General features: G+C 64.6%; 21 protein-coding genes and 1 other RNA gene. 15 read left to right on the top strand and 7 right to left on the bottom strand.

Annotated elements, in window-relative coordinates:
• Nucleotides 1-22: 22 nt before the first annotated feature.
• Nucleotides 23-916 (bottom strand): hypothetical protein, encoded by an 894-nt coding sequence (locus MET49242_RS11980; protein ID WP_036283159.1) that lies wholly within the window; start codon nt 914-916, stop codon nt 23-25.
• Between the two features lie 142 nt (nt 917-1,058).
• Here MET49242_RS11980 and MET49242_RS11975 point away from each other — a divergent pair, with 142 nt between their 5' ends.
• From MET49242_RS11975 to hrcA, 4 genes are all read left to right on the top strand, one after another.
• Nucleotides 1,059-2,198: a glycosyltransferase gene (locus MET49242_RS11975; protein WP_244430803.1), complete on the top strand. Its 1,140-nt coding sequence runs from the start codon at nt 1,059-1,061 to the stop codon at nt 2,196-2,198.
• Nucleotides 2,199-2,269: 71 nt separating this feature from the next.
• Nucleotides 2,270-3,523: a glycosyltransferase gene (locus MET49242_RS11970; protein WP_051134514.1), complete on the top strand. Its 1,254-nt coding sequence runs from the start codon at nt 2,270-2,272 to the stop codon at nt 3,521-3,523.
• Between the two features lie 173 nt (nt 3,524-3,696).
• On the top strand, nt 3,697-4,476 hold the full coding sequence (locus MET49242_RS11965) for an outer membrane protein (RefSeq protein WP_036287882.1): 780 nt from the start codon (nt 3,697-3,699) through the stop codon (nt 4,474-4,476).
• A 116-nt stretch (nt 4,477-4,592) separates the two neighbouring features.
• Nucleotides 4,593-5,678, top strand: coding sequence for a heat-inducible transcriptional repressor HrcA (hrcA, locus tag MET49242_RS11960; protein ID WP_036287878.1), 1,086 nt, complete (start codon nt 4,593-4,595; stop codon nt 5,676-5,678).
• 71 nt (nt 5,679-5,749) lie between these two features.
• Here hrcA and MET49242_RS24995 read toward each other — a convergent pair whose 3' ends face one another.
• The 3 genes from MET49242_RS24995 to MET49242_RS11945 all read right to left on the bottom strand — a co-directional run bounded on the left by MET49242_RS24995 (nt 5,750) and on the right by MET49242_RS11945 (nt 8,962).
• On the bottom strand, nt 5,750-6,097 hold the full coding sequence (locus tag MET49242_RS24995; protein ID WP_144259595.1) for a hypothetical protein: 348 nt from the start codon (nt 6,095-6,097) through the stop codon (nt 5,750-5,752).
• Between the two features lie 40 nt (nt 6,098-6,137).
• Nucleotides 6,138-6,326, bottom strand: coding sequence for a YARHG domain-containing protein (locus tag MET49242_RS26150; RefSeq protein WP_244430897.1), 189 nt, complete (start codon nt 6,324-6,326; stop codon nt 6,138-6,140).
• 353 nt (nt 6,327-6,679) lie between these two features.
• Complete coding sequence (locus tag MET49242_RS11945) at nt 6,680-8,962, bottom strand: primosomal protein N' (RefSeq protein WP_084679032.1); 2,283 nt, start codon at nt 8,960-8,962, stop codon at nt 6,680-6,682.
• A 147-nt stretch (nt 8,963-9,109) separates the two neighbouring features.
• Between MET49242_RS11945 and MET49242_RS11940 the strand changes: the two genes are divergently transcribed.
• On the top strand, nt 9,110-10,336 hold the full coding sequence (locus MET49242_RS11940) for a DUF4268 domain-containing protein (protein ID WP_036283155.1): 1,227 nt from the start codon (nt 9,110-9,112) through the stop codon (nt 10,334-10,336).
• A 190-nt stretch (nt 10,337-10,526) separates the two neighbouring features.
• On the opposite strand, the gene MET49242_RS11935 is transcribed toward MET49242_RS11940, so the two are convergent.
• The 3 genes from MET49242_RS11935 to smbP form a co-directional block, all read right to left on the bottom strand.
• Nucleotides 10,527-10,853 (bottom strand): protealysin inhibitor emfourin, encoded by a 327-nt coding sequence (locus MET49242_RS11935; protein WP_036283154.1) that lies wholly within the window; start codon nt 10,851-10,853, stop codon nt 10,527-10,529.
• Nucleotides 10,854-10,884: 31 nt separating this feature from the next.
• Nucleotides 10,885-12,171, bottom strand: a complete 1,287-nt coding sequence (locus tag MET49242_RS11930; protein WP_144259594.1) for a M4 family metallopeptidase — start codon at nt 12,169-12,171, stop codon at nt 10,885-10,887.
• Nucleotides 12,172-12,380: 209 nt separating this feature from the next.
• Nucleotides 12,381-12,746, bottom strand: coding sequence for a small metal-binding protein SmbP (smbP, locus tag MET49242_RS11925; RefSeq protein WP_051134164.1), 366 nt, complete (start codon nt 12,744-12,746; stop codon nt 12,381-12,383).
• Between the two features lie 320 nt (nt 12,747-13,066).
• Here smbP and MET49242_RS23385 point away from each other — a divergent pair, with 320 nt between their 5' ends.
• The 10 genes from MET49242_RS23385 (at nt 13,067) to MET49242_RS11880 (ending at nt 26,725) form a co-directional block, all read left to right on the top strand.
• Nucleotides 13,067-16,060 (top strand): patatin-like phospholipase family protein, encoded by a 2,994-nt coding sequence (locus tag MET49242_RS23385; protein WP_244430802.1) that lies wholly within the window; start codon nt 13,067-13,069, stop codon nt 16,058-16,060.
• A gap of 110 nt (nt 16,061-16,170) precedes the next feature.
• Nucleotides 16,171-16,568: RNase P RNA component class A (gene rnpB, locus MET49242_RS23675), an RNA gene on the top strand.
• 298 nt (nt 16,569-16,866) lie between these two features.
• The gene (gene rsmH / locus MET49242_RS11915; RefSeq protein ID WP_036287857.1) at nt 16,867-17,907 is read left to right on the top strand and encodes a 16S rRNA (cytosine(1402)-N(4))-methyltransferase RsmH; all 1,041 of its coding nucleotides are present in this window, start codon (nt 16,867-16,869) and stop codon (nt 17,905-17,907) included.
• Nucleotides 17,907-18,386: a hypothetical protein gene (locus tag MET49242_RS11910; RefSeq protein WP_036283153.1), complete on the top strand. Its 480-nt coding sequence runs from the start codon at nt 17,907-17,909 to the stop codon at nt 18,384-18,386. The genes rsmH and MET49242_RS11910 overlap by 1 nt, the downstream gene beginning before the upstream one ends.
• Entirely contained in the window at nt 18,383-20,185 is a 1,803-nt protein-coding gene (locus MET49242_RS11905) for a peptidoglycan D,D-transpeptidase FtsI family protein (RefSeq protein WP_370635057.1), read from the top strand. The genes MET49242_RS11910 and MET49242_RS11905 overlap by 4 nt, the downstream gene beginning before the upstream one ends.
• Nucleotides 20,185-21,636 (top strand): UDP-N-acetylmuramoyl-L-alanyl-D-glutamate--2,6-diaminopimelate ligase, encoded by a 1,452-nt coding sequence (locus tag MET49242_RS11900; RefSeq protein WP_036283152.1) that lies wholly within the window; start codon nt 20,185-20,187, stop codon nt 21,634-21,636. Before MET49242_RS11905 ends, MET49242_RS11900 begins: the two co-directional genes overlap by 1 nt.
• Nucleotides 21,633-23,060, top strand: coding sequence for a UDP-N-acetylmuramoylalanyl-D-glutamyl-2,6-diaminopimelate--D-alanyl-D-alanine ligase (locus MET49242_RS11895; protein ID WP_036283151.1), 1,428 nt, complete (start codon nt 21,633-21,635; stop codon nt 23,058-23,060). The genes MET49242_RS11900 and MET49242_RS11895 overlap by 4 nt, the downstream gene beginning before the upstream one ends.
• A gap of 1 nt (nt 23,061) precedes the next feature.
• A complete protein-coding gene (mraY, locus tag MET49242_RS11890) occupies nt 23,062-24,144 on the top strand; it encodes a phospho-N-acetylmuramoyl-pentapeptide-transferase (RefSeq protein WP_036283150.1) in 1,083 nt (360 codons plus the stop codon).
• A 2-nt stretch (nt 24,145-24,146) separates the two neighbouring features.
• A complete protein-coding gene (gene murD, locus MET49242_RS11885) occupies nt 24,147-25,574 on the top strand; it encodes a UDP-N-acetylmuramoyl-L-alanine--D-glutamate ligase (RefSeq protein ID WP_036283149.1) in 1,428 nt (475 codons plus the stop codon).
• A complete protein-coding gene (locus tag MET49242_RS11880) occupies nt 25,571-26,725 on the top strand; it encodes an FtsW/RodA/SpoVE family cell cycle protein (RefSeq protein WP_036283148.1) in 1,155 nt (384 codons plus the stop codon). The genes murD and MET49242_RS11880 overlap by 4 nt, the downstream gene beginning before the upstream one ends.

The following is a 26,725-nucleotide window of genomic DNA, read 5'->3' as shown; positions in this document are numbered from 1 at the left end:
CGGTCTTACCTGTGGGGCCGCGTCATTTCTTGAACCTCGCCCAGGCGGCCCTGGAATATTCCGTCCAGGCGGGGTCGAAGACGCCGCGCGAGGGCAGGGCGGTCGCGCCGGCCCAATGCGCGAAATAGATCTCCTTGCCTTCGTAATCGACCGGCTTGCCGTCCCTGAAAGTGACGCCCGGCGCCTTGTAGAAGCTCTCGTGCGAGGCGTTTTCAACGACATTCGGCAGCAGCTCGATCTTCAGGCCGCGCCGATGGGTGACGAAATTGACGAGCGGCTGCGCGAACAGCTGGCCGCGCTTGCGCACGTCGTGGAAGATCGCGGCGTCGTCGCGCATCGTGTCGATGAAGTCGGAGAGCTTCAGATATTTGTTGGACGTGACCCAGAAGCCGTCGTTGAAGAGCAGCACGTCCTTCAGGAACGGATATTTTTCGCGACGCTCGTTGTAGACATATTCGAAGCTCGGAGAGGCGACGATGAACTCGGTCTTGCCCTCCTCCAGCTTTCCGAAAGCCGGCGTGAAGTCGCGAAAGAGAATCACGTCGACGTCGACATAGGCCACTTCGTCGAGCGGCAGGGCGAGCGCCTGCAGCTTGCGCAGCCGGCGGCGGTTGTTGTTGAAAAAGCCGGGGTACAGCTCATGCGAGAGCCTGTCGATCTCGACCGGCTCCTCCGCGATATAGGTCGCGCCGTAGATGTCGGCGGCCTTCCGCGTCATGGCGACATTGTCGTCATAGGGGATGAGGTAGATCGGCAGAGACGAATTGGTGTCGCGGTAGCTCTCGAGGAACGGCAGCAGCCAGTCGATGATCTTGTCGTTGCCGACGATGGCTATGCCGTAACGTTTGCCGGCGCTCCCCGCGCCGGTCTCGGCGTCCGGGGCGCGGAGGGGTGGATTCGGGAGACGAAGGCTCATATAGGGGGTGTACTTGTAAAGTTCAGGCAAAAGCAAGGGGGCGCAGATCGGACCTCTTCCGCCCGCCGGTCAGCCTCTGGCCGGCAAGACAGTCGCCGTAGTCCACGCCGCCTGGCATTCCTGCGGCAGCTATCAGGTCAATGTGGCCCAGATTGCGGCCTATCGGGCGCTGGGCGCGCGGGTCCTGTCCGTCGCGATGATGGACGATCTTGCGTCGCGGCCGCCGTGCGGGGCGCGGTGGCGGGCCTATGTTGCGGCCACGCATGACATCGGCGCCGACCGTCGCTTCTTTTCCGGCCCGCCGTTCGCGGGTCTGGCGTCGCGCCTCCTCGTCGACGGCTGGTGGCGGCTCATCCACGGCGATCAGGCCAGCTGGCTGATCGAACTCGCAAGGCGCGCGCCGTTGCCGGACGGCTTCTGGGAGGAGACCGTCGACCTCATCCACGCCAACCATTATTTCACGCTGCCCTTCGTCGAGGCCCTGAAGAACGGGCGGCGCATTCCCGTGGTGCTGGAGACCCAGGACATTCAGGCGCGCCAATATGTGCTGCGCAACAAGGGCGGCTTCTTCATCCCGCCCTATGCGACCTATGACAACATGCTGAAGGTAGAGCTCGACTGGATGCGCCGCGCTGATCTTTCCGCGCATCTGAATGAGGAGGAGTTTCACGATTTCCGGGATCTCCTCCCCGATTCCCGTCACGCGCTGATCTATCCGGCCGTGCCCGAAGTCCCTCGCGCGGCCGGGCGCGACGTCATCATCGTCGCGAGCGACAATTACGCCAATTACGTCAGCCTGCGCTGGTTTCTGGAGGAGGTCGTCCCGCTCTCGGGGGGCGCGCGCGTTGCGATCTACGGCAATATCGACGGCGGCGTGAAGCGTCGGGACGGGGCCCTTTACGAGGCCCATCGCGCCCTGTTCAGGGGGCGGGTCGACGACATTGGCTCCGTCTACGCCAACGCCGGCGCCGTCCTGCTGCCCACTATCGAAGGTCACGGCCTGTCGATCAAGGCGGTCGAGGCGCTCTGCTGCGGCGCCCCTCTCGTCGCGACGCCGCTGGCGTTTCGCGGCATGAAGGTCGATCCGCATGCGCTGGGCAATGTCGCTCTCGCCGACGACGCCGCGCAATTCGCGCGACATTGGCGCGAGGCGCAGGAGCGGGCCGACAGGGGCGACACGCCGCCTCTGGAGAGCGACACGCGGCGTCTGTATGAATCTTCCTTCAGCCCGCAGGCTTATGCGCGCACGCTGGCGGCGGCGGTGGAGCCGCTCCTTCAGTAACGATCCTTCTTGAGGCGGACAGGTAGTGCTAAGGTCGCGCCGTTGACAAACACTCTACTCGCGGCGGGATGATGGACAATTACAAAGTTGAAACGGATTCCCGCCCGCTGGCCGGCCGTCGTGTCGCGCTGACGCATCCGGCGTGGCACTCCTGTGGCACCTATCGCGTCGTGCTGGGCCAGATCGCCGCCTATCGCGCGCTGGGCGCGGAGGTGTTCCCCGTCGCCATCAGCTCCGATCCCGGTTTCGTTCCGGGGCGCGCGTGGATCTGGAAATCCTTCAGCGATTCGACGCCGGAGCTCGACGCCGGCGCGCGCTTCTATGGCGGCGCATCCTTTCTCGCCATGCTCGATCCGCGGTTCCTAACGCACGTGTTGTGGCCCTATATCCATGGCGATCAGGCCGTCATACGCCTCGGCATGGCGGAACGGGCCGTCCTCTCGCCGGAGGTCGAGGCGGCGGAATACGACCTCGTCCACTGCAACCATTTCTTCCTGATGCCGGTCGCGCGCCGCCTCTCGCGCGGGCGCGCGCCGATCATGCTCGACACCCACGATCTGCAGGCCCGCCAGTTCGCGCTGATCAACGAGCGCATGCCCTGGCTCCCGCCGCGCGTCACCTATGAGGCGATGCTGGCGCAGGAGCTGGAGGCGATGCGCGGCGCCGATCGTTTGTTGCATCTCAATGCGCAGGAATCCGACGCCTTTCGCGCCATGTTGCCGGAGAAGCGCCATTCGCTGCTCTATCCCGCGACGCCGCCCGCTCCGACCGGCCCCGGCGGCGAGGACATCGTGCTTGTCGCGAGCAACAACACGGCAAATGTCGAAAGCGTGATCTGGTTCCTGCGCGAGGTCGCGCCGAAAGCGGCGGGCGTGACGGTGAAGATCGCCGGCAATGTCGACGCCGGCGTGCAGGCCCGCGCCCCCGAGGAATATGCTTCCTACAAGCACTGGTTTCTCGGCCGGGTGGACGATCCCGGCGCCGTCTATGCGACGGCCCGTCTGGCGCTCTTGCCGACGATCAGCGGCACGGGCCTTTCGATCAAGACGGTCGAGGCCATGTCCAGCGGCGTCCCTTTGATCGCGACGCCGCAGGCGCTGCGCGGCATGGACGCGGAAGCGCTCTCGCTGCCCGGCGTAAGCCTGGCGGATACGGCGGAGGATTTCGCGCGCGCGCTCGTCCAGGCCGCGCGGGCGCCGGCCGCGGACGAATCGGCGCGGAGGGCGAGCGCGACGCGCGCCTACTACGACGCGCGCTTTTCATCCTCCGCCTACGAGCGCAATCTCGCCATGCTCACGGCTCCGCTTCTTGCGCGCGATGCGTGACTTTTTACGCTGTGAAAACACGGCCTTGGAGAAAGTGTGGCGCAATCGCAACGCCGGCGTGAAAATCACGCGGCCGGCGGTTGTTAGAATTTCTTCATCAATTCAGTGGTGTTACCTTGCATATCGACGTGCTGCGCGGGGTCCCCGGCGGCCTTGCATTGGAGACGGGTAACATGACTTTCAAGGCTACCGTTGTCGGCGCATTGGCGTCGGTCCTCATGATCGGCGCCGCCTCGGCCGCGGATCTCCCCAGCCGAAAGGCCCCGCCGGAATACATTCCCCCGCCGCCGGTTTTCAGCTGGGAAGGCTGGCACATCGGCGTCGTTGGCGGCTATGGCGGCGGCTCGTCCAGCACCAGCTCCTGGATATGGGACTTCGGCGCCGTTCCCGCCGTATGGAACGTCAACACCTCGCGGGGCACGAGCGGCTATCTCGTCGGTTACGAGAGCGGCTACACGTGGCAGTTCTCCAACAATTTCGTTCTGGGCTACGAGTCGGAGTTCAGCTACGCCGACGTGCGCAGCAACAACACCAACTCCTGGTTCGGCGGCGTGAGCAATCGCCTCGAGTGGTTCGGCGCCGAGCGGCTCCGCTTCGGCTACGCCTTCGGCCGCATCCTGCCTTACGTCACCGGCGGTCTCGCCTATGGCCGGGTGAAGGCTTCCGGCACGGATTCCATCGGCGGCTTCCTGTTCCCGACCAACGCCTCGACCTGGCAGGCCGGCTGGACGGTCGGCGCGGGTCTCGAATACGCCTTCTGGGACAAGTTCTCGATCAAGGCCGAATATCTCTACACGAGCATGAAGGGCCCGAGCGGCACCGGCCTCGCTTTCCCGAACGGTTTCCGCACCTTCGACGGCCGCGGCTTCGACACGCATCTCGCCCGCGTCGGCCTGAACTACAATGTGAAGAGCATTGGCGCGCTGCTCGGATGGGATGGCCTCGGCCTCTGATCGACGCAAAGCAACCGACGCCGCGCGCGTCGTTCGAGCCCGGCCGGTTTGGCCGGGCTTTTTTGTTTCGCGGCGCGGCCTCGACGGCGCGGCGGGATGCGATATTGTCTTGTGTCATGATCCGCACAACACCGATAATTTCGCCGGCCTCGGGTCTCGCCCAGCTCACCGATCGGTCCCGAGAGATCTTCCGCCAGATCGTCGACAGCTATCTCGCCTCCGGCGAGCCTGTCGGCTCGCGGCAATTGTCGCGTCTTCTGCCGATGACGCTGTCGCCTGCGTCCGTGCGCAATGTGATGCAGGATCTCGAAGAGCTTGGCCTCATCTACGCGCCGCACACGAGCGCGGGACGCCTGCCGACCGAACTCGGCCTGCGCTTCTTCGTCGACTCCATGCTGCAGGTCGGCGATCTCGACGACTCGGAGCGCGCCCGCATCGCCGCCGAGGTCGAGGCCGCCTCGAAGGGGCATGATTTCCAGGGCGTGCTGTCGGAGGCGACCAGCCTGCTCTCAGGCCTGACGCGCGTCGCGGGCGTCGTCGTCGCGACGAAGGAAAATGTCCGCCTGAAGCAGATCGACTTCGTGCGGCTCGAGCCCGAACGCGCGCTGGCGATCCTCGTCGCCGACGACGGCACGGTCGAGAACCGCGTCATTCCCGTCGCGCGCGATCTGCCGGCGTCGGCGCTCACCGAGGCGGCGAATTATCTGAATGCGCGCATCACCGGCCGCACATTGGCGGAAGCGCGCGAAGGCATAGAGGCGTCGCGCCGGGCCGCGCAGATGGAGCTCGACGAATTGACCGCGCGTCTCGTGGAGGAAGGGATGGCGAGTTGGGCGGGCGCATCGAGCGGCGCCCGTCAGCTCATCGTGCGCGGACAGGCGCATCTCCTCGAGGATCTGACCGCAGCCGCCGACCTCGAGCGCGTGCGGCTGCTTTTCGCCGATCTAGAAACCAAGACCGGCGTGATCGATTTGCTTGAACGCGCGGAAGAGGGCGAGGGCGTCCGCATCTTCATCGGCTCGGAGAACAAGCTGTTCTCGCTCTCCGGCTCCTCGCTGATCGCCGCGCCCCTGCGCGACAGCGAGCGGCGCATCATCGGCGCCCTCGGAGTGATCGGCCCTACGCGGCTGAATTACGCGCGCATCGTGCCGATGGTGGACTACACCGCGAAAGTCGTTGCGCGCGTCGTCAGCGGCGGATGAAAAGAAACGGGCGGAGACCGTCAGCCCCCGCCCGCGTCTTGCTCGCCTGTTTCAGCGTCTCAACCCGATGATCACCGGCGGTGGCCGCCGTGGTGGTGGCCACGGTGATGATGTCCATGATGACCATGATGGCCCCAGTGACCGCCGTGGTGGCCGCCCCAGCCCCAGCCGTGGTGACCGCCCCAGTGTCCGTGTCCGCCCCATCCATGGCCGCTGTGATGGTGACCACCATGCGTCCAGAAGCAACGGCCGTAACGACAGACCCACACCGCATGCGCCTGTTCCAGACCCGCGGCTTCGCCTGATTGCGCGACAGCGTCTTTCGGCGCCGCCGGCATGGCCGAGGCGTTCGTCGCGGTCATGGACAGGGCGCCGACCGCCACAGCGGCGGCAACGAGTAAATTCACATGCTTCACCATGTCATCTCCTTGTGGATGAGGTTTCACCTAAATTGGGCAATCAATTGCAGCCGTTGCGGCTCTCCCACATCTGAATTTCGTTTACGCGCCTTCTCTCCCAGCCGCGCAAATCGCCGTAGGGGGGGAAGCATCCGGGGCCGAATTCGGCCCTGGCGCGGGCCGTTTTGAAACAATATCCGTTACGCGCGTAGATCTTGTTTCGCTCGTACCACAATTCGTCGCAGGACATGTCCGATGGATGCTGCGCTCGCGCCGGCGGCGGCGCCGCAAACAGGCTGCCGCCCATGACAACGGCCGCAATCGCGCCGTGTATGAAGTTTGACGCCCGATAAGCCATTTTCAATTCTCCCTGATATCGCCTTGTAACTGTGTCGGAAATTGCGAACGTCAACGGTCCGAGCCAGGGCACTTTCTGGAGTGTTGACGCTGCCGCCTCCTCCTGCGCGGTCCCGGGGACGCACATTCCCGCCGTCACATGACATGGCTACGCTCGCGGCCGACATGAATGCGGTGAAAAGTCGCGTTGCAATCCAATCGCCGTGGCGCCCTCGCCACGACCCGTATTATTTCGACGCGCCTCGATCACATGAAATTCTGCGGATCGACGTCGATCTGCACGCGCACGCCGCCGCGTTCCTTCGGGCTTGCGCCGATGAGGTCCCGCAGGAAGCTCTGCACATCGGCGCTGCGCGGCGCCTTCACGAGCAGGCGATAACGATAACGGCCGCGAATGAGCGCGATCGGCGCTTCGGCCGGGCCGAGAAGCATGATTTCGTCCGCCTCCGGCAGTCCGCCGAGCGCCGCGACGCGGTAGCGCGGCGAGGGCGGCAGATCATGCGCGGCGCGCGCAATTGCGCGGGCGTGCGCCTCGGCGGCGGCGGCGGCCCTGGCGGAAACGATGAGCGCGGCCAGACGGCCGAAAGGCGGCAGCCCCGCGCGCTCGCGAAGCGCGATTTCCTGCGCGTAGAATTTTTCGGCGTCGCCGGAGAGCAGCGCCGCGATGACGGGATGGTCTGGTTGAAAGGTCTGGATCAGCGCGCGGCCGGGCTTGTCGCCGCGCCCCGCGCGTCCGGTAACCTGATTGAGCAATTGAAAGGTGCGCTCGGCGGCGCGCGGATCGCCGCTGCCGAGGCCCAGATCGGCGTCGACCACGCCGACGAGCGTGAGATGCGGGAAATTATGCCCCTTTGCGACGAGTTGCGTGCCGATGACGATATCGAAGGCGCCTTTGGCGATTTCCTCGAGTTCGCGCCTGAGGCGCTCCGCCCCGCCGGGGAAATCGGACGACAGAACGAGAATGCGCGCGTCGGGAAACAGCGTCGCCGCCTCTTCCGCGAGACGCTCGACGCCGGGTCCGCAGGCGGCGAGCGAATCTTCGCTCTCGCATTCGGGGCAGACGTCGGGGCGGCGTTCGACATGTCCGCAATGATGGCAGACCAGCGCGCGGCGGAAGCGATGTTCGACGAGCCACGCGTCGCAGTTCTCGCAGCGGAAACGATGGCCGCAAACGCGGCACAGAGTGAGCGGCGCATAGCCGCGACGATTGAGAAAAAGCAGCGCCTGTTCGCCGCGCGAGATTGTTTCTCCGACGGCGAGGGCCAGACGAGGGGCGATCCAGCGTCCGCGCGGCGGCCCTTCGACGCGCATGTCGATGGATTCGAGCAGCGGCATCGGCCGAGAACCGGCGCGCGCGTCGAGTTTCAGATGTCCGTAGCGGCCGCGTTGGGCATTCACCCGCGTTTCAATCGACGGCGTCGCGGAAGCGAGCGCGATGGTCGCGTCCTCCATGCGCGCGCGCACCACGGCCATGTCGCGCGCGTGGTAGGAAACGCCGTCGTCCTGCTTGTAGGCGCCTTCGTGCTCCTCATCGACGACGATGAGGCGCAGGTCGCGAAAGGGAAGAAACAGCGCCGAGCGCGCGCCGGCGACGACGCTGAGGTCGCCCGTCGCCGCCGCGCGCCAGATGCGCGCCCGCTTGCGCGGGGAGACGCCCGAATGCCACTCCGCCGGCTTCTCGCCGAAACGCGTCGCGAAGCGTTCGAGAAACTGCGCGGTGAGCGCGATCTCCGGCATCATCACCAGCGCCTGTCCGCCTTCCTTCAGCGCGGCGGCGATGGCTTCGAAATAGACTTCCGTCTTGCCGGCGCCGGTGACGCCTTCGAGAAGGAACGGCTTGTATGCATGCGCCCGCACCGCCGCGGTCAGCGCCTGCGCGGCCGCGAGTTGCGCGGGCTCCAGCAGCGGCGCGCCATGATCGGGATCGAGCGGGAGCGCAATCGGGTCGGGCGGCGCGGCGATCGTCTCCAGCGCGCCGTCGTCGACCAGGGCGTCGATGACGCCCGGGGAACAGGCGGCGGCGTCGGCCAGCGCCTTTTTCGTGAAGGCCATGCCGCCTTCCGCCGCGGCCAGCACGCGCCCGCGCGTGGGCGTGAGACGTTCGGGCGTTGCGCCGGTTGCGCGATAGAGCGTGCGCGGGGCGTCTGGCGCGGCTTCCTCGGCCGCGCGCGTCGCGAGCCGCAGCGCCATGCCGCGCGGCGCGAGCGTGTAGCGCGCCAGCCAGTCGATGAAGTCACGCAGCTTCTGCGACAGCCGCGGCCGATCGAGCCGCGCGATGACCGTCTTGAGATTGCCGCGGGCGGCGGGCGCCGCGTCGACGGACCAGACGACGCCATAGGCCTCGCGCGTCCCCAGCGGAATTTTCACGCTGTCGCCGGGCTGAAGCCCCAGCGCCGGCGGCGCGAAATAGGAGTAGGGCGCATCGACGGCGACCGGCGGCAGGACCTCGACGATCTGCGCGCCAGCGCAAGCCGGCGATTGCTGGGGGTCTGCCGCGCCGATCGCGGACGCGCGGATCGCTTCGGTCATGGGCCGCTTTTAGATCATTTTTCTCAGGTCGAAGGTAGAGGCGGGGCTCACTTTGCAAATTTGGCGGAACACCTTAAGCGTTACTTTAAAAGTTTACGATTCGCGATACGCACATCCTGCGTCCCGTGCGATCTGGAGGATCTCCGCTTGGCGAGACAACATTGCTGCCCTGTCCTTTTGCCGCCGAATTCGGGAGCCGTGCGACTCACGCCAATGCGCCAGGTTGGGCTGGATTCGTCGGTGGCGGAGGCGGACATTCAGGCGCTTGTCCACGAACATCCGGAAATTCTCCCCATTGACGAGATCGATCCGATGTTCACGCGACCGGTCCCTGTCTGCAGGGAGTTGAGCACGCCTGCCGGGCAGATCGACAATTTGATGATAACGCCGACGGGCCTTCCCGTGATCGTGGAATGCAAGTTGTGGCGCAACGCTGAAGCGCGCCGTGAGGTGGTCGGGCAAATTCTCGACTATGCGAAGGAGTTGCGACGCTGGTCGTCTTCCGATCTTCAGCGTGAAGTGTGTCGCCGGCTGAAGCGCTCCGGCGATCCGATTCTCGAACTTGTTCGAAAGGTTGATCCCGACATAGACGAGGCGCAGTTCAACGACGCGCTGACCGGCAATCTTCGACGCGGACGGTTTCTGCTTCTTATCGTCGGCGACGGCATTCGGGAAAACGTCGAAGCGATCGCTGAATATCTTCAAGAGCACGCAGGCCTGCATTTTTCTCTGGGGCTGGTCGAGCTCCCGATTTACCTCACTCCGGATGGTGGGCGTCTGGTGGCTCCGCGCGTGCTCGCGCGGACGGTTAATATCACACGATACGTCGTCGCCTCGCCGGACGGGTATGTGATCGAGGAGGCGCCAGAGGATGAGAAGGCGTTGGCCGTTGATCCACAACGCAGCTCGATCGGCGATGAGCAGCAAAAGTTTTGGCAAGAGTTTCTTGATCGTCTCATGCTGGACGATCCTGAGCAGCCGAAGCCGCGGCCACCGCGGCAGGGCTTTGTATATTTTTCGCTTCCAGTTCCCAAGGGCTGCTGTTCGTTGCTGGTCTATCGCGAAATCAACAAAAACAGGGTCGGGTTGAGTTTCGTTGGATCTAATGAAGGCGCCGGAGAATACATCATGAGAATGGTCACTGAGGAGTGGGAAAGCATCAAGGCTCAGCTCGGAGATACGGTGTCGTTGCGTGAGGACGACGGACGCTGGTCGATCGCCGATTCCTTGACAGTTGGGCCGTTGGATCAAGCGGACGAGCGCGCAAAAGCGTTCGAGTGGCTGGGCCGGCGGGTGAACGCATTCGTCAATGTCCTGCGTCCGCGAATTCGGTCGGCGACCGCTGACTATCTCAATCTACAGAACCATTCATAATCTCCAGCCGCGCTTCGTCGAGTCGGAGTAAGCATTGCGGCTTTTCTTCTAACGCAGTCTTGCCGCCTATCGTGCAACGAACCGGCCAGCAATAATGTTTCAGCACAAGAACTGCGGAGGTCACGCGTCGTCATAGACCATATTTCGATCGTCGCGAGGACTCCCTGCCGCAGGGTCGACTAAGAGACGTTCACGGCAGCAGCCTGGATAGCGGTTTGGGGATTTTCAGACCCGGAACGGTCACGCAGAGGTTGGTCGTTGGCCCCTCGAGTTCAAATTTGTAGCTCGTCGCGTCGGGACGCCGCGCCTCTATGCTCTCCTCGGGCGTCTCGAGCGAAAGTATGGCTTCGATCGCGCCGCGCTCGACCTGCGACAATGTGTTGAACAGAACTTCGCGCTTCGGCTTGAGTAACGGCAAATGCCCGCCGAGGCGGGTGATGCGGAGCAGGGGTCCCTTGTCCGGGTCCGCCGCCGGGTTATCGGAAGGGCTTTCGCTTTTCTCCGTTCCCGGCGACATAAGACCGTTCCCCTTTGCGCGAGAATGACTGTTACTTATGGGCTGCGGCCTCGATCGCGCTCCTGGCGTCCGCAACCTTTTTCTTCGCCCGGCCGACGGCGGTCTTCTCGAGTTTCTTCAAGCTCTCCTTGGCCTTGGTCGACTTTTCGGTCAATCCGAGCACATCCGCCGGCTTCAGCAGGCTCGTCCTGAAGGCCGCGGCCATGGCACGCGGTTCTACCTCCGTCACGCCGACGCTGGACCACGCCGCCGCAACCTTGTGCGCGACGTCATCGCCGAAATAGTCGCGTGCGACGGAGATCGTCTCCGCGGCGCATTTGGCGAAGTCCGCATCCGCCTTGAGGCGTTCGGTGAGGGTCGTGTACCATATCTTTCCGAGAACTTCCCAAGCCGGCTTTCCGACCGCGACCGCCGCGAGATAGAAAGCATGGTTGGGGATTCCGGAATTGTAGTGAACCCCGCCCCAATCGCCGTCGGCGTTGTTGGGAAGATCGACATATTGCGACATATGCTTGGGTTGCGGGTCCTTGCCGCCCAGACGCGGATCGTCGTAGGCGCCGCCCGGATTGCTCATCGACCGCAGTCCGACGCCATGCACGCCGGGGAGCAGCAGGTCGCCGCCAATGTTCCAATCGGCGGTCATCGGATCATTCTGCTTCGCGTCGCCCTTGTTCGCCCCGTGCCACTGACGCACCAGAATGCCGAAAACGTCGGAGAAATGTTCGTTCAGCGCGCCGGGCTGGTTCTCATAGACCAGATTCGCTTCATATTGCGTGACGCCATGGGTGAGTTCATGCGCGACAACGTCGATCGACTTGGTGAAGCGATCGAACGCGATCCCGCTGCCGTCGCCGTAGATCATCTGCCGGCCGTCCCAGAAGGCGTTGTCGAGACCCTCGGCGCCCTCCTGATAATGAACCGAGGAAGTCAGGGTGAGTCCGGCGTTGTTGATCGAGGAGCGGTCGAACAGCTTCTTGAAGAAGTCCCAGGTCACGCCGGAATATTCATAGGCTTCGCGCACCGCCGGATCAGCGGGCGGCTGACCGCCTTCGACGAGCACCTGTTTGCCCGGCAAATCCCCGCCCCGCTCGCAGTCATAGATGATCCGCTTGAGCGGCGCGGGTTTGGCTGCGAGCGACTTCACGACCGCGGTCGCGGAGAAGCGTTCGATGCGGCGCTCACGCAACCGCTTCATCACTTGCTGGACATGCTCGGCGATACGCCTCAGGCGCTCATCGCCGGAGCGCTCCATGCCGGTGAAAATATAGGGCGGAATGATCGAGCAAAAACCACACTCGCAGGACGTATCCATTCTCATGAAACCCTCCTTTTGGAAAAAATGATTTGTCGCAATCCACGCGCTTGCGGCGCGTATCGGCACATAAAGAAACGTCGGGGGACGGGAGAAGTTCCCTGCGTCACGCAATAAGGCTGGAGGCGGGACAAGGCCGCCTCCAGATCAATCCTGTAGCGTTCCGTCCGGGCGGCTCGCGCCCGCGGAATGCGTAGGCTTCGCGTTATTAATTATTAATGCTCCGCCGCCACTTTCAGGTGGATCAGGGCGCGTTCCGCATGACGGACGCCGGCGGCGAGACGTTTTGCGTCATGCGTCCGCTTCGCGGTCTTGATGGCCTGACGAAGATGAGTGATCGCCATTTTCACATGGCCCTTAGGATCGAACCCGCCAGCGACGGCCTCTCGCGCGTGGTCGAGCGCGTTATGCGTATGCTCCGCGAAGGATGAAAACATGTGCTGCTTGCCTTCGTGGATCGCCTCCCTGGTCTCGGCGACCGCCTGGGTGACATGGTGGTTCCCCGCCAGCGCGGCGCGCGGCGCCAGCGCGAGAGCGAAGCCGAGGCCCAGCGCGGCGAAGACGAGTCGACGATTGATCATGAATATTCCTCCCTCTCGATAACGCGGCGCCGGCGCGGTCGCGCCATGTCACGCGTTTTCACACAGCTTGGACATAGCGCTCCTGTGAACGCGCGCCAGCGTGGCCGCGCCTTTCAGGATGGAACAAATTGACGCGGGAGTTCCTCGCCTTGGCCTTGCCTGTTTTGAATTGGGACGAAGTCGAAAGTCGCCCTTGCCGGCGGGCCATCGATACGACAAGTTAGTCGGGGGACCGGATTATTTTCCATCGCATGGGCGTCGGTTCTGCTACGGGTTGAGCGCTTTTTTCGGCTTGGCGTATTTGAGCAGGGATGAATTCCATGACGAATGAATTTTCAACTTCCGCCAAAAGCGCGGGGCGCGTGAATGGTGCGGAAAATCCGGACGGGCCATTTAGCCTGGAGCGCGTCATTTGCGCCGAGCTCGCGCAAATTGAAAGTATCAACGCGACGCGACGAAAGAGCGGGCTTGCGTCGCCGCTCCCGCAAAAGGAAAAGCCGAAGGAGCCGATCGGCCCGTTTTCGGCGGCGCTCGACAGCATTGCCGTTATCGCAAAGACTCTGGGCAGAGGCGTCGCAGGCGAGCAGTCGTCGTCGGGAGAGGCGAGCGCGGAGATGCGGGATGGATCGGCGTCGCCGGATGCGAAACCGCCGTGGCTGGCGGAAGATTTCGAAAAAAAGCTGTTCGATGCGGAGCTCACTGCGCTTTGTCTCTCGGGCGGCGGCATCCGCAGCGCGACGTTCTGCCTCGGTGTCATCCAGGCCCTTGCTAAACAGGGTCTGTTGCGAAAATTCGATTACCTCTCGACGGTTTCCGGCGGCGGCTACATCGGCTCCTGGCTCTCGGCCTGGGCGTCGCGCGAAGCGGGCGGGATGAAGGGCGTCGAAGAGCGGCTGAACCAGCAGGGCGAGCCCCCGGAGCTCACCGGCCTTCGTGAATTTTCCAATTATCTGACGCCTCGCGCGGGGCTGATGTCGTCCGACACCTGGACCGGCGCGGCGACGGTCGTTCGAAATCTGCTCATCAACTGGTTGCTATTCCTGCCGCTGTTCCTGTTGCTTGTCTGGGTTCCGAAAAGCACCGTTCTGCTTCTGGAGAGGTTGCATTACGAGTTCGACGCCGGCGGCGGCGTTTCGCCCTGGGCGCTCCTCATGAGCGCGGCTTTTCTTTACGCCGTTGCAGAACTGTTCACGAGCAAGCAACTGGTTTCCATACAGGCGCAAAAACGTCGGGAACGGCTGGAGCGAGAACAGCCTTTGGCCCGAATGCAATCCGATCACGTCGAGGCGACGCCCTATGGCGCGGGCGAGGTCATGCACTTCGTATGTGTGATTGTTCCGATATATTTGGCCGCCTGTCTGACGACGGCGGTGCTCGTTTATTTCCGCGACAGCATCGCCTTCGACGATCCATCGACATGGTTCTGGTTCGCGGCCGCCGGCGCGAATTTATGGGCCGCGCCTTTCGCCATCGCAGTTTTCATTTCGTTTATTCGCGGCGAGTGGGGCGAGAATCTCGGAGCGCAGTTTTCTTCCAGCGATTGCGACGACGGCGCAAACAGGCATCTATGCGAATTGCCGCGAATGACCGTTTCGCGCATCTTCGCCGGCGCGGTTTTCGGCGTCTTTCTGCTGATTGCCTTTCATCTTATTGGAGAGGTCGTCGGTGTGCGGGACTCCCGCTATGCGGTGGTCTTCGGCGTCACCTGCTGCTTTGTCGCCCATCTCGCCGGCAGCATCCTGTTTGCGGCCACGAGCAGCAAGAATGCGCGGCTCGACGATCTGCTCGAATGGACGGCGCGCTCCGGCGGCTGGTTCATCGTCATAGGGCTGGCCTGGACGGTTTACGCTACGTTGGTCCTTTGGGATCCGAGGCAGGATTTGCACGGCGTCGACATGAAGGACTGGCTCGGCGAATGGGCCAACGGGATCATAGCCTCCGTCGGCGGCGCGACGGGCCTCGCGGCGGCGCTCTTCGGACACAGCAAATCTACGGCGGCGACACAAGGCGATACGAAAAGCATGAGCGCCGTCAATTGGAGCCGCGTGGCGGTGGCTGGCGCGCTGCTGTTCACGGTCGCGCTGGTCTATGAATTGTCACGACTGATGGATTTAATCCTGCTGCCCGATTCTCTCGCGAAAATCGTCGCGCATCACAGGGTCTCCGACGACACGGTCTCCGTCTTTCTGATTGCCGCGATCGTGATGCTGATCTGGGTGACTCTCGCCGCCTGGATGATCAACGTCAACAAATTCTCCCTGCACGCCTATTATCGTTATCGGCTGATGCGCGCCTATCTCGGCGCGTCCAATGCGGAGCGCCGCCCCAACCGCTTCACGGGGCTCGATCAGTACGACAACGTCATGATGAGCGAACTGACCAGGGTGAAGCCGCTGCATGTCGTCAATACGGCGCTCAATATCGTTCACGGCGACTCGCTCGCGTTACAGGAGCGCAAGGCGTCATCCTACGCTTTCACGCCGCTGACCGCCGGCAATCCGCGGCTGGGTTATCGGCCCGCCGAGCGCTACGGCGACCAGGTCAGCCTCGCCACGGCGATGGCGATTTCGGGCGCGGCGGTGAGCCCCAACATGGGATATCACTCGTCGCCGTTCCTGACATTCATCATGACGCTGTTCAACGCGCGACTGGGGTGGTGGCTGGGCAATCCGAAAAAGAGCAATTGGGAAAAGCCGGGACCAAGCCTCGCGCTGTGGCCTTTCATGATGGAGCTGTTCGGCCTCACCAACGAACAACAATATTACGTATATCTCAGCGATGGCGGCCATTTCGAAAATCTCGGCGTCTACGAGATGCTGCGCCGCCGCTGCTGCACCATAGTGGTGATCGACGCCGGCTGCGACGCGGACCTGAAATACGAGGACCTCGGCAATCTGGTGCGCAAGGCCCGCATCGACCTCGGGGTGGAAATAACTTTCAACAAACCGCAGCCCGCGGCGACCGGCGGCGATCCCAGGCGTCTCGGCCTCACAAATCGCCCCGCCGCGCTCTGCGCCGCCCCTTACTGCAACATCGGCAGCGTTCAATATCCGGACGGCGAGGGGATGGGCGCGCTCATTTATATCAAGGCGGCGATCCATGGCGACGAGCCGGAGGACATATGGAGCTACGCCGCCGCCCATCCCGATTTTCCGCATGAATCGACGGGCGACCAGTTCTTCAGCGAGTCGCAGTTCGAGAGCTACCGGCGCCTTGGCTATCACATCGGGTTGAAAGTATTCGGCGGACAGGGCGAACCGCGTTCGTTTTCGATCGATCTCGAAAAACGCGCTTCCGAGCACTGCCGTCGCTGAGCTTGGCGGGCGCCGCGCGGCGGATTCGTCGGCTCCTTGCGTGTCACGGGAGGGGGCGGCGCCTTCGCAAGGCTTGCATTTGGCGCTCCGTCTCCCTATCCCTGATCCAGCCAGTCGGCTGGATGGCCGCTGCCGCAAGGCAGAGGAAAGTCCGGGCTCCACGGAGACACGGCGCCGGATAAGGTCCGGCGGGGGAGACCCCAGGGAAAGCGCCACAGAAAGCAAACCGCCGCGTTTGCGCTCGCAAGAGCGCGCCGCGCGGCAAGGGTGAAAGGGTGCGGTAAGAGCGCACCGCTGGGACGGCGACGCCCCAGGCATGGCAAGCCCCGCCGGGAGCAAGACCGAATAGGGGTGACACGGGAGTTCGCTCCCATGCCCGTCTCCGGGCCGTCGCCCGGGTTGGTCGCCAGAGGCGGTCGGCGACGACCGTCCCAGAGGAATGGCCGTCACGTCGCGCCGGGCAACCGGCGCGGCCATACAGAACCCGGCTTACAGGCCGGCTGGCGAATTTTTTGCGTCCGCGCCGGCGGCCGGCTGCGCGCGGCGCGCCGATCCCGGCCCGGCGTAAACGCTCCCTTAACACTAACAAAGCTTAATGGAGTAAGGCGCCATAGAGGCGCTTCGGCCCGCCGCCGTCTCTTCGACGCTTCGAAAAACCAATGCCCGTCCAACTGATTTCGTCGCGACGACCAGAGACCGGGAGCCGGTTTGCCGCCGGCGGAGGGGCTCATGCGCGGGGAGTTGCGTCCCGATACAGGCGTGCAAAGGGGCGGATGGCGATTGGCGTCAAGGCAGGGAGCTGGGGGATGACGACGGGTCGCGGCGCGGACGGCCTCGCCGCCACAGGCGGAGCGGCTCGCCATGTTCCCGTGCTGCTGCGCGAAGTGATCGACGCCCTTCGCCCCACGCCCGGCGGTCGCTATCTCGACGCCACATTCGGCGCAGGCGGCTATACGCGCGCGATCCTCGCCCATCCGGAAACGCGCGTGCTGGCGCTCGACCGCGACCCGAACGCCGTGCGTGACGGCCGGCCGCTGGTCGAAGTGGCGCGGGGGCGGCTCACGCTCGTCGAAGCGCGCTTTTCGCAGCTCGATGAGGTCGCGCGCGCGCGGGGCTTCGCGCCGCTCGACGGCGTCGTTTTCGACATCGGCGTTTCCTCTATGCAATTCGACGAGGCCGAGCGTGGATTCTCCTTCCGCGGCGACGGCCCGCTCGACATGCGCATGGAAGGGCGTGGCCAGACCGCCGCCGACATCGTCAACGAGGCGGACGAAGAGACCCTCGCCGACATTCTCTATTTCTACGGCGAGGAGCGCGCCGCGCGCCGCATCGCCCGCGCCATCGTCCACGACCGGAAACTCGCGCCCTTCGCCTCGACCAGAGCGCTGGCCGAGATGATCGCGCGCGTCGCGCCCGGCCGGCCGGGCGACATTCATCCGGCGACGAAAAGCTTTCAGGCGCTGCGCATCGCGGTCAACGACGAACTCGGCGAACTGCTCGACGGTCTCGCCGGCGCGGAGCGCGCGCTGGCCGAGGGCGGACGGCTTGCCGTCGTCACTTTCCATTCGCTCGAAGACCGCATCGTGAAGCAGTTTTTCGCCGAGCGCTGCGGGCGCGGCGAAACCGGTTCACGCCGCCTGCCGGGCGAAGCCGCGCCGCCGCCGAGGAGCTTTATTTGCGAGGGGCGCCAGCCCGTGGCGCCGACGCGCGAGGAGACCGAGCGGAATCCGCGCGCCCGCTCCGCGAAGCTGCGCTTCGCCACGCGCACGGCGGGGCCGGCGCTTCCGCTCGACGACAGGCTCGCGCGGCTCGCCCGTCTGCCCGTCCGCGACAAAGGAAAACCCTGATGCTGCGGCTTCTCAACATCGTCGCAATTCTTTCGCTCGTCGGATCGGCGGTCTACGCCTATTCGATCAAATATCAGACGAGCTATCGCGCCGAGCAGATCGCGAAGACGAAGATCGAGATCAAGGCGGAGCGCGACGCCATCGCGGTGCTGCGCGCTGAATGGTCCTATATGACGCGCCCCGAGCGTTTGCAGCCGCTCGCGGACAAATATCTCGCCGACCTGAAGCCGCTGCAGGTGACGCAGCTCGTCGCGGCGCAGTCATTGCCGGAGAAAGCGGCCCGCGTCGACGCCATTGGCAGCAAGCTGGATTCGCTCGGCCTGAGCGCCGCCGCCACGCCGATCGCCGCTCCGCAGGCGCCGACGACGACGCCGAAGGCCGCGCCGACGACCCCGAAGACTGCGCCCGCCAAGCCCGCAACGAACACCAGGGCGCAAGGCGCAAGCCAGAGCGCCAGCCATGAGCGGCACAAGCAATGACACAGCAACAGCACATGCGCGAGCAGGACATGCGTGAAACTCTGGCGCCGGGGCAGGCGCGAAAGAGCTCCCGCCTTCGCCGCTTCATGCATGCGGCCTTCTCGACGAGCCTGTCGTCGAGCGCGCCGCGCATGAAGCTTGCCGCCTTCGGCTTTCTCGCGCTTTACGGCGTGATCGGCGCCAAGCTCGTCTATCTCGGATTCAGGCCTGAGCCGGCGACGACGCGCCGCGCCGCGGCGGAAGCCGTCGCCGCCTCGCGTCCAGATATTCTCGACCGGAATGGCGAGGTGCTGGCGAGCGATGTGAAGGTGATGTCGGTGTTCGCGGAGCCGCGCCGCCTCATCGACAAGGATGAGGCGACCGAGCTTCTCACCGCCGTCCTGCCGGACGTCGACTCCAAGGAATTGCGCGAGCGCCTCGGTTCGAAGAAAGGCTTCGTCTGGGTGAAGCGCGAAGTCACGCCGCATCAGCGCGACGAGGTCTTCCATCTGGGCCTTCCCGGCGTCGGCCTGATCGCGGAAAACAAGCGCGTTTATCCCAACGGCCCTATCGGCGCGCATGTGCTGGGCTTTGCGAATATCGACAACCAGGGCATCGCCGGCGTCGAGAAATATATCGACGGACAGGGACTGGCCGATCTGCACAATATGGGCTTCGGCGCGACGCCCGACGATCTGAAGCCGATCTCGCTCTCCCTCGACATTCGCGCAACCCATGCGCTACGCGACGAACTTGAAAAGGGCGTCATTCACTTCAAGGCGAAAGCCGGCGCTGCGGCCATCCTGGACGTGAACACGGGCGAAGTGGTCGCGATGGCGTCCCTGCCGGACTATGACCCCAACAAGCCGACCGACGCGCTCGATCCGCTGCACATCAATCGCATGAGCGTCGGCGTCTATGAGATGGGCTCGACCTTCAAGGCGCTCACGATCGCCATGGCGCTCGACTCCGGCAAGGTCAATCTCAACTCGCGGCTCGACGCGCGCGGCGCGCTCTCCTTCGGCCGCTTCAAGATCCACGATTATCACGCGCAAAATCGCGCGCTCACCGTGCCGGAAGTGTTCACCTATTCCTCCAACGTCGGCACGGCGCGCATGGCGATGGGGCAGGGCGTGGAGAAGCACAAGGCCTTCCTGCGCAAGATGGGCCAGCTCACACGCATGCGCACGGAGCTGCCCGAAAGCGCCGAGCCGATCGTGCCCAAGAACTGGGGCGAGCTGAATACGATGACCATCGCCTTCGGTCACGGTCTCGCGGTCGCGCCGCTGCAGGCGATGATGGCCGTGGGCGCCCTCATGAACGGCGGCTATCTGATGACGCCGACCTTCCTGAAGCGCACCCCGGAAGAGGCGATGAAGACGGCGGTGCAGGTCGTCAAGCCCGAGACGAGCGAGGCGATGCGCTATCTGATGCGCCTCAACGCTGAAATCGGCACGGCCAAGAAGGTCAACATCGACGGCTATTTCGTCGGCGGCAAGACCGGCACCGCGGAGAAAGTGATCGGCGGCCATTACTCCAAGAACCGCCTGTTCACGACCTTTATGGCCGTCGCGCCCTCCGACAAGCCGAAATATCTGTTCCTGACCATCATGGACGAACCGCAGGGCCTGCCGGAAACCGGCGGCTATGCGACGGCGGCTTATAACTCGGGCCATGTCACGGGCGAGATCATCGAGCGCGTCGGTCCCATCCTCGGCCTCGCGCCGCGTTTCGAGCCGCCGCATCAGCCCTTCCCCTTGCTTGCGAAACTCGGCTTTGGCATGGCCAATGTTCCGGCCACGGGAGGCCACGGCCACTGATGCGTCTCACTGAACTCCTCGCGAGAAACGACCTCGATCCCGCTCTGGCGGGAATCGAGATTGCGGGACTGTCGGCGGACAGCCGTGCGATCCGCGAGGGGTTCGCGTTCTTCGCCATTCCCGGTCACGCGGGGGACGGACTCTCCTATGTTGACGACGCCAGGGCGCGCGGCGCCCGCGTCGTCGTCGCCCAGCGTCAGTCGGAATGTTCGCTGCCGCTCGTCGTGGTGGACGATGTGCGCGCGGAGCTGGCGCATGCGGCCGCGCGCTTCCATCCGCGGCAGCCGCGAGTGATCGCGGCCGTCACGGGCACGAGCGGCAAGACCTCCGTCGTCGCCTCTCTGCGCCAGATATGGACGGCGATGGGCCATGAAGCGGCGTCGCTCGGCACGGTCGGGGTCGTCGACTCCAAGGGCGCGCATTATGGCGCGTTGACGACGCCGGGCCCCGTTGAACTGCATCGGATCCTCGACGACCTTGCGGGGCGCGGCGTGACGCATCTCGCGATGGAGGCCTCGTCGCTCGGGATCGATCAGCGCCGCCTCGACGGCGTGCGCCTCTCGGTGGCCGGCTTCACCAATTTCTCGCGCGATCATCTCGATCATCATCGCGACATGGAAGAATATTTCGCGGCGAAGATGCGGCTGTTCGATACGCTGTCGCAGCCTGGGCGAACGGCGGTGATAGACGCCGACAGCGATGTTGCGCCGCGTGTGGCTGCGGTGTGCGAAAAGCGCGGATTGAACGTCTTCGGCGTCGGCGCCAAAGGCGAGGCGATTGCGGTGCGGGAGGCGCGCGCTCATGCGCTGGCGACGAGTCTGAAGCTGCGTCACGCCGGCGTCGATTACAGTGTCGAGCTTCCGCTCGCCGGCGCCTTCCAGACGTCGAACGCGCTCGTCGCAGCCGGCCTCGCAATCGCAGCCGGCGATGATCCGGCGCGCGTTTTCTCAGCGCTCAACGAGCTGAAGGGCGCTCCCGGCCGGCTCGAATTCATCGGCGAGCGCGACGGCGCTCCGGTCTTCGTCGATTATGCGCACAAGCCCGATGCGCTCGAAAAAGTGCTTGCGACCCTTCGGCCGTTGACAAAAAGACGCCTCATCGTCGTCTTCGGCTGCGGGGGCGACCGCGACAGGGGCAAGCGTCCGCTGATGGGAGAGATCGCGGCGCGCGCCGCCGATGTCGCCATCGTCACCGACGACAATCCGCGCAGCGAAGACGCAAACGCCATTCGCGCGGCGATCATCGAAGGCGCGCGCGGCGGCGGGGCGGAGATCATCGAAATCGCTGACCGGGGCGAGGCGATCTCGAAGGCCGTCGCCGACCTTCGCGCCGGCGACGTGCTCGTGGTCGCGGGCAAGGGCCATGAAACCGGCCAGATTGTCGGCGATCGCGTCTTGCCCTTTTCGGATCACGAGGCAATAGCGCAAGCGTTGCAGGAGCATCGTTCATGAGGCAGGAACCTTTGTGGTCGGGTCTGGCGCTCGTCGGCGCGCTGCATGCGCGCGTGAGCGGCGCGCTCGCGCGCGAGGCGACCGGCGTCTCGATCGATACGCGCACGCTGAAGGCGGGCGACCTCTTCTTCGCAATCAAGGGCGAGGCGCGCGACGGCCATGAATTCGTCCGCGCGGCTTTCGAGAAAGGCGCCGCCGCCGCGGTCATCGACGAAGCGCATGCAGCGGAATTTTCCGGCGCGGGACCGCTCCTCATCGTCAAGGACGTGCAGCGCTCGCTAGAAATGCTCGGCAAGCGCGCGAGAGAGCGCAGCAGCGCCTTCATCGCCGCGATCACCGGCTCCGTCGGCAAGACCTCCACCAAAGATATGACGCGGCTGATGCTGTCGCGTTTCGGCGAGACGCATGCTTCCGTCGCCTCCTACAACAACCAGTGGGGCGTGCCGCTCACGCTGGCGCGAATGCCGGCGGCCTCGCGCTTCGGCGTGTTCGAACTCGGCATGAATCACGCTGGCGAAATTACGGGCCTCGTCGCGCAAGTGCGCCCGCATGTCGCCGTGGTGACGCGCGTCGCAGCCGTGCATCTCGAACATTTCGCCTCGGTCGAGGGCATCGCCGACGCGAAGGCGGAGATCTTCTCCGCGCTCGATGGCGGCGTCGCGATCATCAACCGCGACGATGCGACCTATGAGCGGCTTGCCGCCGCCGCAGCGCCGACGGCGGGTCATATCTTCAGCTTCGGAGAGTCGGAAGGCGCCGAGGCGCGTCTTCTGTCCTACAAGGGCATCGACGACGGTTGCGAAGTCGAGGCGGATATTCTCGGCAAGCGCCTCGCCTATCGTATCGGCGCGCCGGGTAAACATATCGCCCTCAACTCGCTGGCCGCGCTGCTCATCGCCGCCGTATTCGACATCGATGTGGAAAAGGCCGCGCTCACGTTAGCCGATTTCACGCCGCCGTCGGGGCGCGGCGCGCGCGAGAAACTGATGGCGCCGAGCGGCCCGTTCACGCTGATCGACGAGAGCTACAACGCCAATCCGACCTCCATGCGCTCGGCTTTCGAGCTGCTCGGCGCGACCACGCCCGGCGCGGGCGGACGGCGTATCGCGGTGCTCGGCGACATGCTCGAGCTTGGCCCTTGCGGCGCCGAGCTGCATGGCGAACTCGCGGTGGACCTTGCGCGCGCCAAGTGTGATCTGCTCTTTACCGCCGGACCGCTGATGGCGAGCCTCTATTACGCCGCGCCCAACGCCATGCGCGCCGCGCATCGGCGGACGGCGCTGGAGCTGGAGGAAGCCGTTCTCGCCGCCCTCCGCGCCGGCGACGTGGTGATGGTGAAGGGCTCGAACAGTTCGCGCATGTCGCGGATCGTCGCCGCCGTCAGGCAGAAATTCGCGCCGCAGAAGGCGAACCAGGGACAATAATATGCTGACGCTGCTCGCGGACCTGTCGTATCTCTTCAGTCCGCTCAACATCTTCCGTTACATCACCTTTCGCGCCGCGATGGCGGCCGCGACGGCGTTGTTCTTCGTCTTCTTCTTTGGTCCGACCAGCATCGCCGCCTTGCGGATCAAGCAGGGCAAGGGCCAGCCGATTCGCGAGGACGGACCCGCCTCTCACCTCGTGACGAAGAAGGGCACGCCCACCATGGGCGGGCTCATGATCCTCTCGGGTCTCGTCGCCGCGACGCTGCTCTGGGCGAATCTGCGCAACTACTATGTCTGGATCGTGCTCTTCGTCACAGTGTCCTTCGGCGCGATCGGCTTCTACGACGACTATCTGAAGGTGACGAAGCAGTCGCACGCCGGCTTCTCCGGAAAGGCGCGGCTGGCGCTCGAATTCCTCATTGCCGGACTCGCATGTTACTTTCTCATGCGGGTCGGCGGCGAGAACATGTCGAAGCTCGCGATCCCGATGGTCAAGGGCTACATAGGTTCGCTCGGCCTGTTCTTCGTCGTCTTCGGCGCCTTCGTCATCGTGGCGGCCGGAAATTGCGTCAATCTCACGGACGGTCTCGACGGCCTCGCCATCGTGCCCTCGATGATTGCCGTGGGAACCTTCGCGATCTTCGCCTATCTCGTCGGCAATTCGATCTTCTCGAATTATCTCGGCGTCAATTATGTCGCGGGCGTCGGCGAACTCACCATCGTCTGCTCGGCCTTCATCGGCGCCGGCCTCGGCTTCCTGTGGTTCAACGCGCCGCCGGCGCAGATCTTCATGGGCGATACGGGCTCTCTCGCGCTCGGCGGCCTTCTCGGCACTGTCGCCGTGGCGGTGAAGCAGGAATTCGTGCTCGTTATCGTCGGCGGCCTTTTCGTGCTCGAGGGCGCTTCGGTGATCATCCAGGTGGCTTATTTCAAGCTCACCGGCAAGCGCATCTTCCTGATGGCGCCGATCCACCATCATTTCGAGCAGAAGGGCTGGAAGGAGCCGCAGATCGTCATCCGCTTCTGGATCATCGCCTTCGTTCTGGCCCTGACGGGCCTCGCGACCCTGAAGCTGAGGTGACGATGACTCCCGTTACGACATTCAAGGACAAGCGCGTCGCGCTTTTCGGTCTCGGCGGCTCTGGCCTTTCGACCGCCCGGGCGCTGATGGCCGGCGGCGCGCATGTGCACGCCTGGGACGACGGCGAGGCCGGGCGTCTGAAGGCTGTCGCGCAGGGCGTGCCGCTGGAGGATCTTTCGCAGGCCGACTGGTCGCAATTCGCGGCCTTCATTCTCACGCCCGGCGTGCCGTTGACGCATCCGACCCCGCACTGGACCGTGCCGCTTGCGAAGGCGGCGGGCGTCGAGATTATCGGCGACGTCGAGCTCTTCTGTCGCGAGCGTGCGGCCCATACCGGCGGCTCGCCTTTCGTCGCCATCACCGGCACCAATGGCAAGTCGACGACGACCGCGCTGATCGCGCATATTCTGGGCGAGGCCGGTCGCGACGTGCAGCTCGGCGGCAATATCGGCGTGCCGATCCTCGATCTCGAGCCGCCCTCCGACGAGCGCATCCATGTCATCGAATGCTCGTCCTTCCAGATCGATCTGGCGCCGTCTCTGAACCCCACCATCGGCCTGTTGATCAACCTTACGCCCGATCACATCGACCGTCATGGCTCGATGGAAAATTACGCGGCGGTCAAGGAGCGGCTCGTCGCCGGCGCCGAGGTCGCGCTTGTCGGCGTCGATGACATTTACACTCATGCGATCGGTGGGCGTCTCCTGGCCGCGGCGCGGCCCGATCAAAGGGTCGTTCCGGTTTCCGGCGCGCGCACGCTGGACTGGGGTTTCTATGTCGAGGACGGCAGCGTCTATTTTCGCGAGAAGGGACATCCGCCGGAGGAGGCGGAGCTGATCGGAACGCTCAAGGGCGCTCGGGCGCTGCGCGGCGCGCACAATGCGCAGAACGCCGCCTTCGCCGCGGCCGCCACATGGGAATGCGGCCTCGAGGATGACGAGATTGCGCAAGGCCTGCTGAGCTATCCGGGCCTGCCGCATCGCATGGAAGAAGTCGGACGCATCGAGCGCACGCTATTCGTCAACGACTCGAAAGCGACCAACGCCGACGCGGCGGAAAAAGCGCTGGCGAGCTTCGACGACATTTACTGGATCATCGGCGGCAAATCGAAAGAGGGCGGCATCGAGCCCTTGCGCGACTATTTCCCGCGCATCCGCAAGGCCTATCTCATCGGCGCCGCGAGCGATGAATTTGCGCGCACGCTGGAAGGCGCGCTTCCCTTCGAGCGTTGCGAGACGCTCGATGTCGCAACGACGCGTGCGGCGCTCGACGCGCTCGCGGGCGAGGCGCAGGAGCCTGTCGTCCTGCTGTCGCCGGCCTGCGCCTCATACGATCAATTTCCCAATTTCGAAGTGCGCGGCGACGCCTTTCGCGGAATCGTGCATGGACTGCCCGCGATACTCGCGGCGCGCAGAGGAGCACACACATGATTTCGCGCGCGGAGCGGACGCCCTTCTCGGACTGGGCGTGGACGGTCGACCGCTGGCTTCTCGCCAGCATCGGCCTTCTCATCGTCGCGGGGCTCGTCTTCGCGATGGCGGGCAGTCCGCCTGTCGCCGAGCGCCTGCATCTGGCGACCTTCCATTTCGTCAACCGGCAGGTCGCCTATCTGCTGCCGGCGCTTGCGGTGATGATCGGGACGTCCTTCCTCTCCCCGCGTCATGTGCGCCGCACGGCGCTCGTCATCTTCGTCATCTCGCTCGCGCTCGTCGTCGCGACCCTGTTCTTCGGGCAGGAGGTGAAGGGCGCGAAGCGCTGGATCTTCGGCATCCAGCCCTCGGAGTTCCTGAAACCCGCCTTCGTGGTCGTCGTCGCATGGGCCTTCTCGGAGGGCGCGCGCCGCAAGGACGTGCCGGGCAACACGATCGCCTTGCTGCTCTTTCCGCTCACGATCGGCCCGCTGGTGCTGCAACCCGACTTCGGCCAGACCATGCTGATCTCCATCGTCTGGGCGGCGCTGTTCTTCATGGCCGGGCTGCACTGGATCTGGGTCGTGGGGCTTGGCGGTCTCGGCGGCTTCTCCGCGCTGCTCGCCTATAAATTCGCGCCGCACGTGCGGGCGCGCATCGACGCCTTTCTCGAGCCGCCGCCGCCCGTCGCGGGCGTGCCGTCGAACTTCCAGTCCGAGACGGCGCTGGAAAGCTTCATCGCCGGCTCGTGGTTCGGCAAGGGGCCGGGCGAGGGCACGGTGAAGCGTATCCTTCCCGACTCGCATACGGACTTCATATTTGCGGTGATCGGCGAGGAGTTCGGCGTGATCGTCTGCATCGCGCTCGCCTCCGTCTTCGCCTTCATCGTCGTGCGCGGGCTCTTCTCCGCGGCGCGAAATGAAGATCCCTTCTGCCGCTTCGCGACGGCGGGACTGGTCATGCTCTTCGGTCTGCAAAGCTGCATCAACATGGCTGTGAACGTTCATCTGATGCCCGCGAAGGGAATGACGCTGCCCTTCGTCTCATATGGCGGTTCGTCGCTGATTTCGCTCTCGCTCGGCATGGGCTTCCTGCTCGCCGTCACGCGCAAGCGTCCGCGCACGCGCGTTCTCACAGAGGTCGCCGTGAGCGGTCAGCCGGCGGTTGCGTGA

This window comes from Methylocystis sp. ATCC 49242 (assembly GCF_000188155.2).
Taxonomy (GTDB): Bacteria; Pseudomonadota; Alphaproteobacteria; order Rhizobiales; family Beijerinckiaceae; genus Methylocystis.
Note: the sequence above shows the minus strand (reverse complement) of the source record. Positions and strands in the feature narration are given on the sequence as shown.

Coding starts and splice junctions, on each gene's coding strand:
- MET49242_RS11980 (WP_036283159.1), bottom strand. CDS start 916: ATGAGCCTTCGTCTCCCGAATCCACCCCTCCGCGCCCCGGACGCCGAG.
- MET49242_RS11970 (WP_051134514.1), top strand. CDS start 2,270: ATGGACAATTACAAAGTTGAAACGGATTCCCGCCCGCTGGCCGGCCGT.
- MET49242_RS11965 (WP_036287882.1), top strand. CDS start 3,697: ATGACTTTCAAGGCTACCGTTGTCGGCGCATTGGCGTCGGTCCTCATG.
- hrcA (WP_036287878.1), top strand. CDS start 4,593: ATGATCCGCACAACACCGATAATTTCGCCGGCCTCGGGTCTCGCCCAG.
- MET49242_RS24995 (WP_144259595.1), bottom strand. CDS start 6,097: ATGGTGAAGCATGTGAATTTACTCGTTGCCGCCGCTGTGGCGGTCGGC.
- MET49242_RS26150 (WP_244430897.1), bottom strand. CDS start 6,326: ATGTCCTGCGACGAATTGTGGTACGAGCGAAACAAGATCTACGCGCGT.
- MET49242_RS11945 (WP_084679032.1), bottom strand. CDS start 8,962: ATGACCGAAGCGATCCGCGCGTCCGCGATCGGCGCGGCAGACCCCCAG.
- MET49242_RS11935 (WP_036283154.1), bottom strand. CDS start 10,853: ATGTCGCCGGGAACGGAGAAAAGCGAAAGCCCTTCCGATAACCCGGCG.
- MET49242_RS11930 (WP_144259594.1), bottom strand. CDS start 12,171: ATGAGAATGGATACGTCCTGCGAGTGTGGTTTTTGCTCGATCATTCCG.
- smbP (WP_051134164.1), bottom strand. CDS start 12,746: ATGATCAATCGTCGACTCGTCTTCGCCGCGCTGGGCCTCGGCTTCGCT.
- MET49242_RS23385 (WP_244430802.1), top strand. CDS start 13,067: ATGACGAATGAATTTTCAACTTCCGCCAAAAGCGCGGGGCGCGTGAAT.
- rsmH (WP_036287857.1), top strand. CDS start 16,867: ATGACGACGGGTCGCGGCGCGGACGGCCTCGCCGCCACAGGCGGAGCG.
- MET49242_RS11910 (WP_036283153.1), top strand. CDS start 17,907: ATGCTGCGGCTTCTCAACATCGTCGCAATTCTTTCGCTCGTCGGATCG.
- MET49242_RS11905 (WP_370635057.1), top strand. CDS start 18,383: ATGACACAGCAACAGCACATGCGCGAGCAGGACATGCGTGAAACTCTG.
- MET49242_RS11900 (WP_036283152.1), top strand. CDS start 20,185: ATGCGTCTCACTGAACTCCTCGCGAGAAACGACCTCGATCCCGCTCTG.
- MET49242_RS11895 (WP_036283151.1), top strand. CDS start 21,633: ATGAGGCAGGAACCTTTGTGGTCGGGTCTGGCGCTCGTCGGCGCGCTG.
- mraY (WP_036283150.1), top strand. CDS start 23,062: ATGCTGACGCTGCTCGCGGACCTGTCGTATCTCTTCAGTCCGCTCAAC.
- murD (WP_036283149.1), top strand. CDS start 24,147: ATGACTCCCGTTACGACATTCAAGGACAAGCGCGTCGCGCTTTTCGGT.
- MET49242_RS11880 (WP_036283148.1), top strand. CDS start 25,571: ATGATTTCGCGCGCGGAGCGGACGCCCTTCTCGGACTGGGCGTGGACG.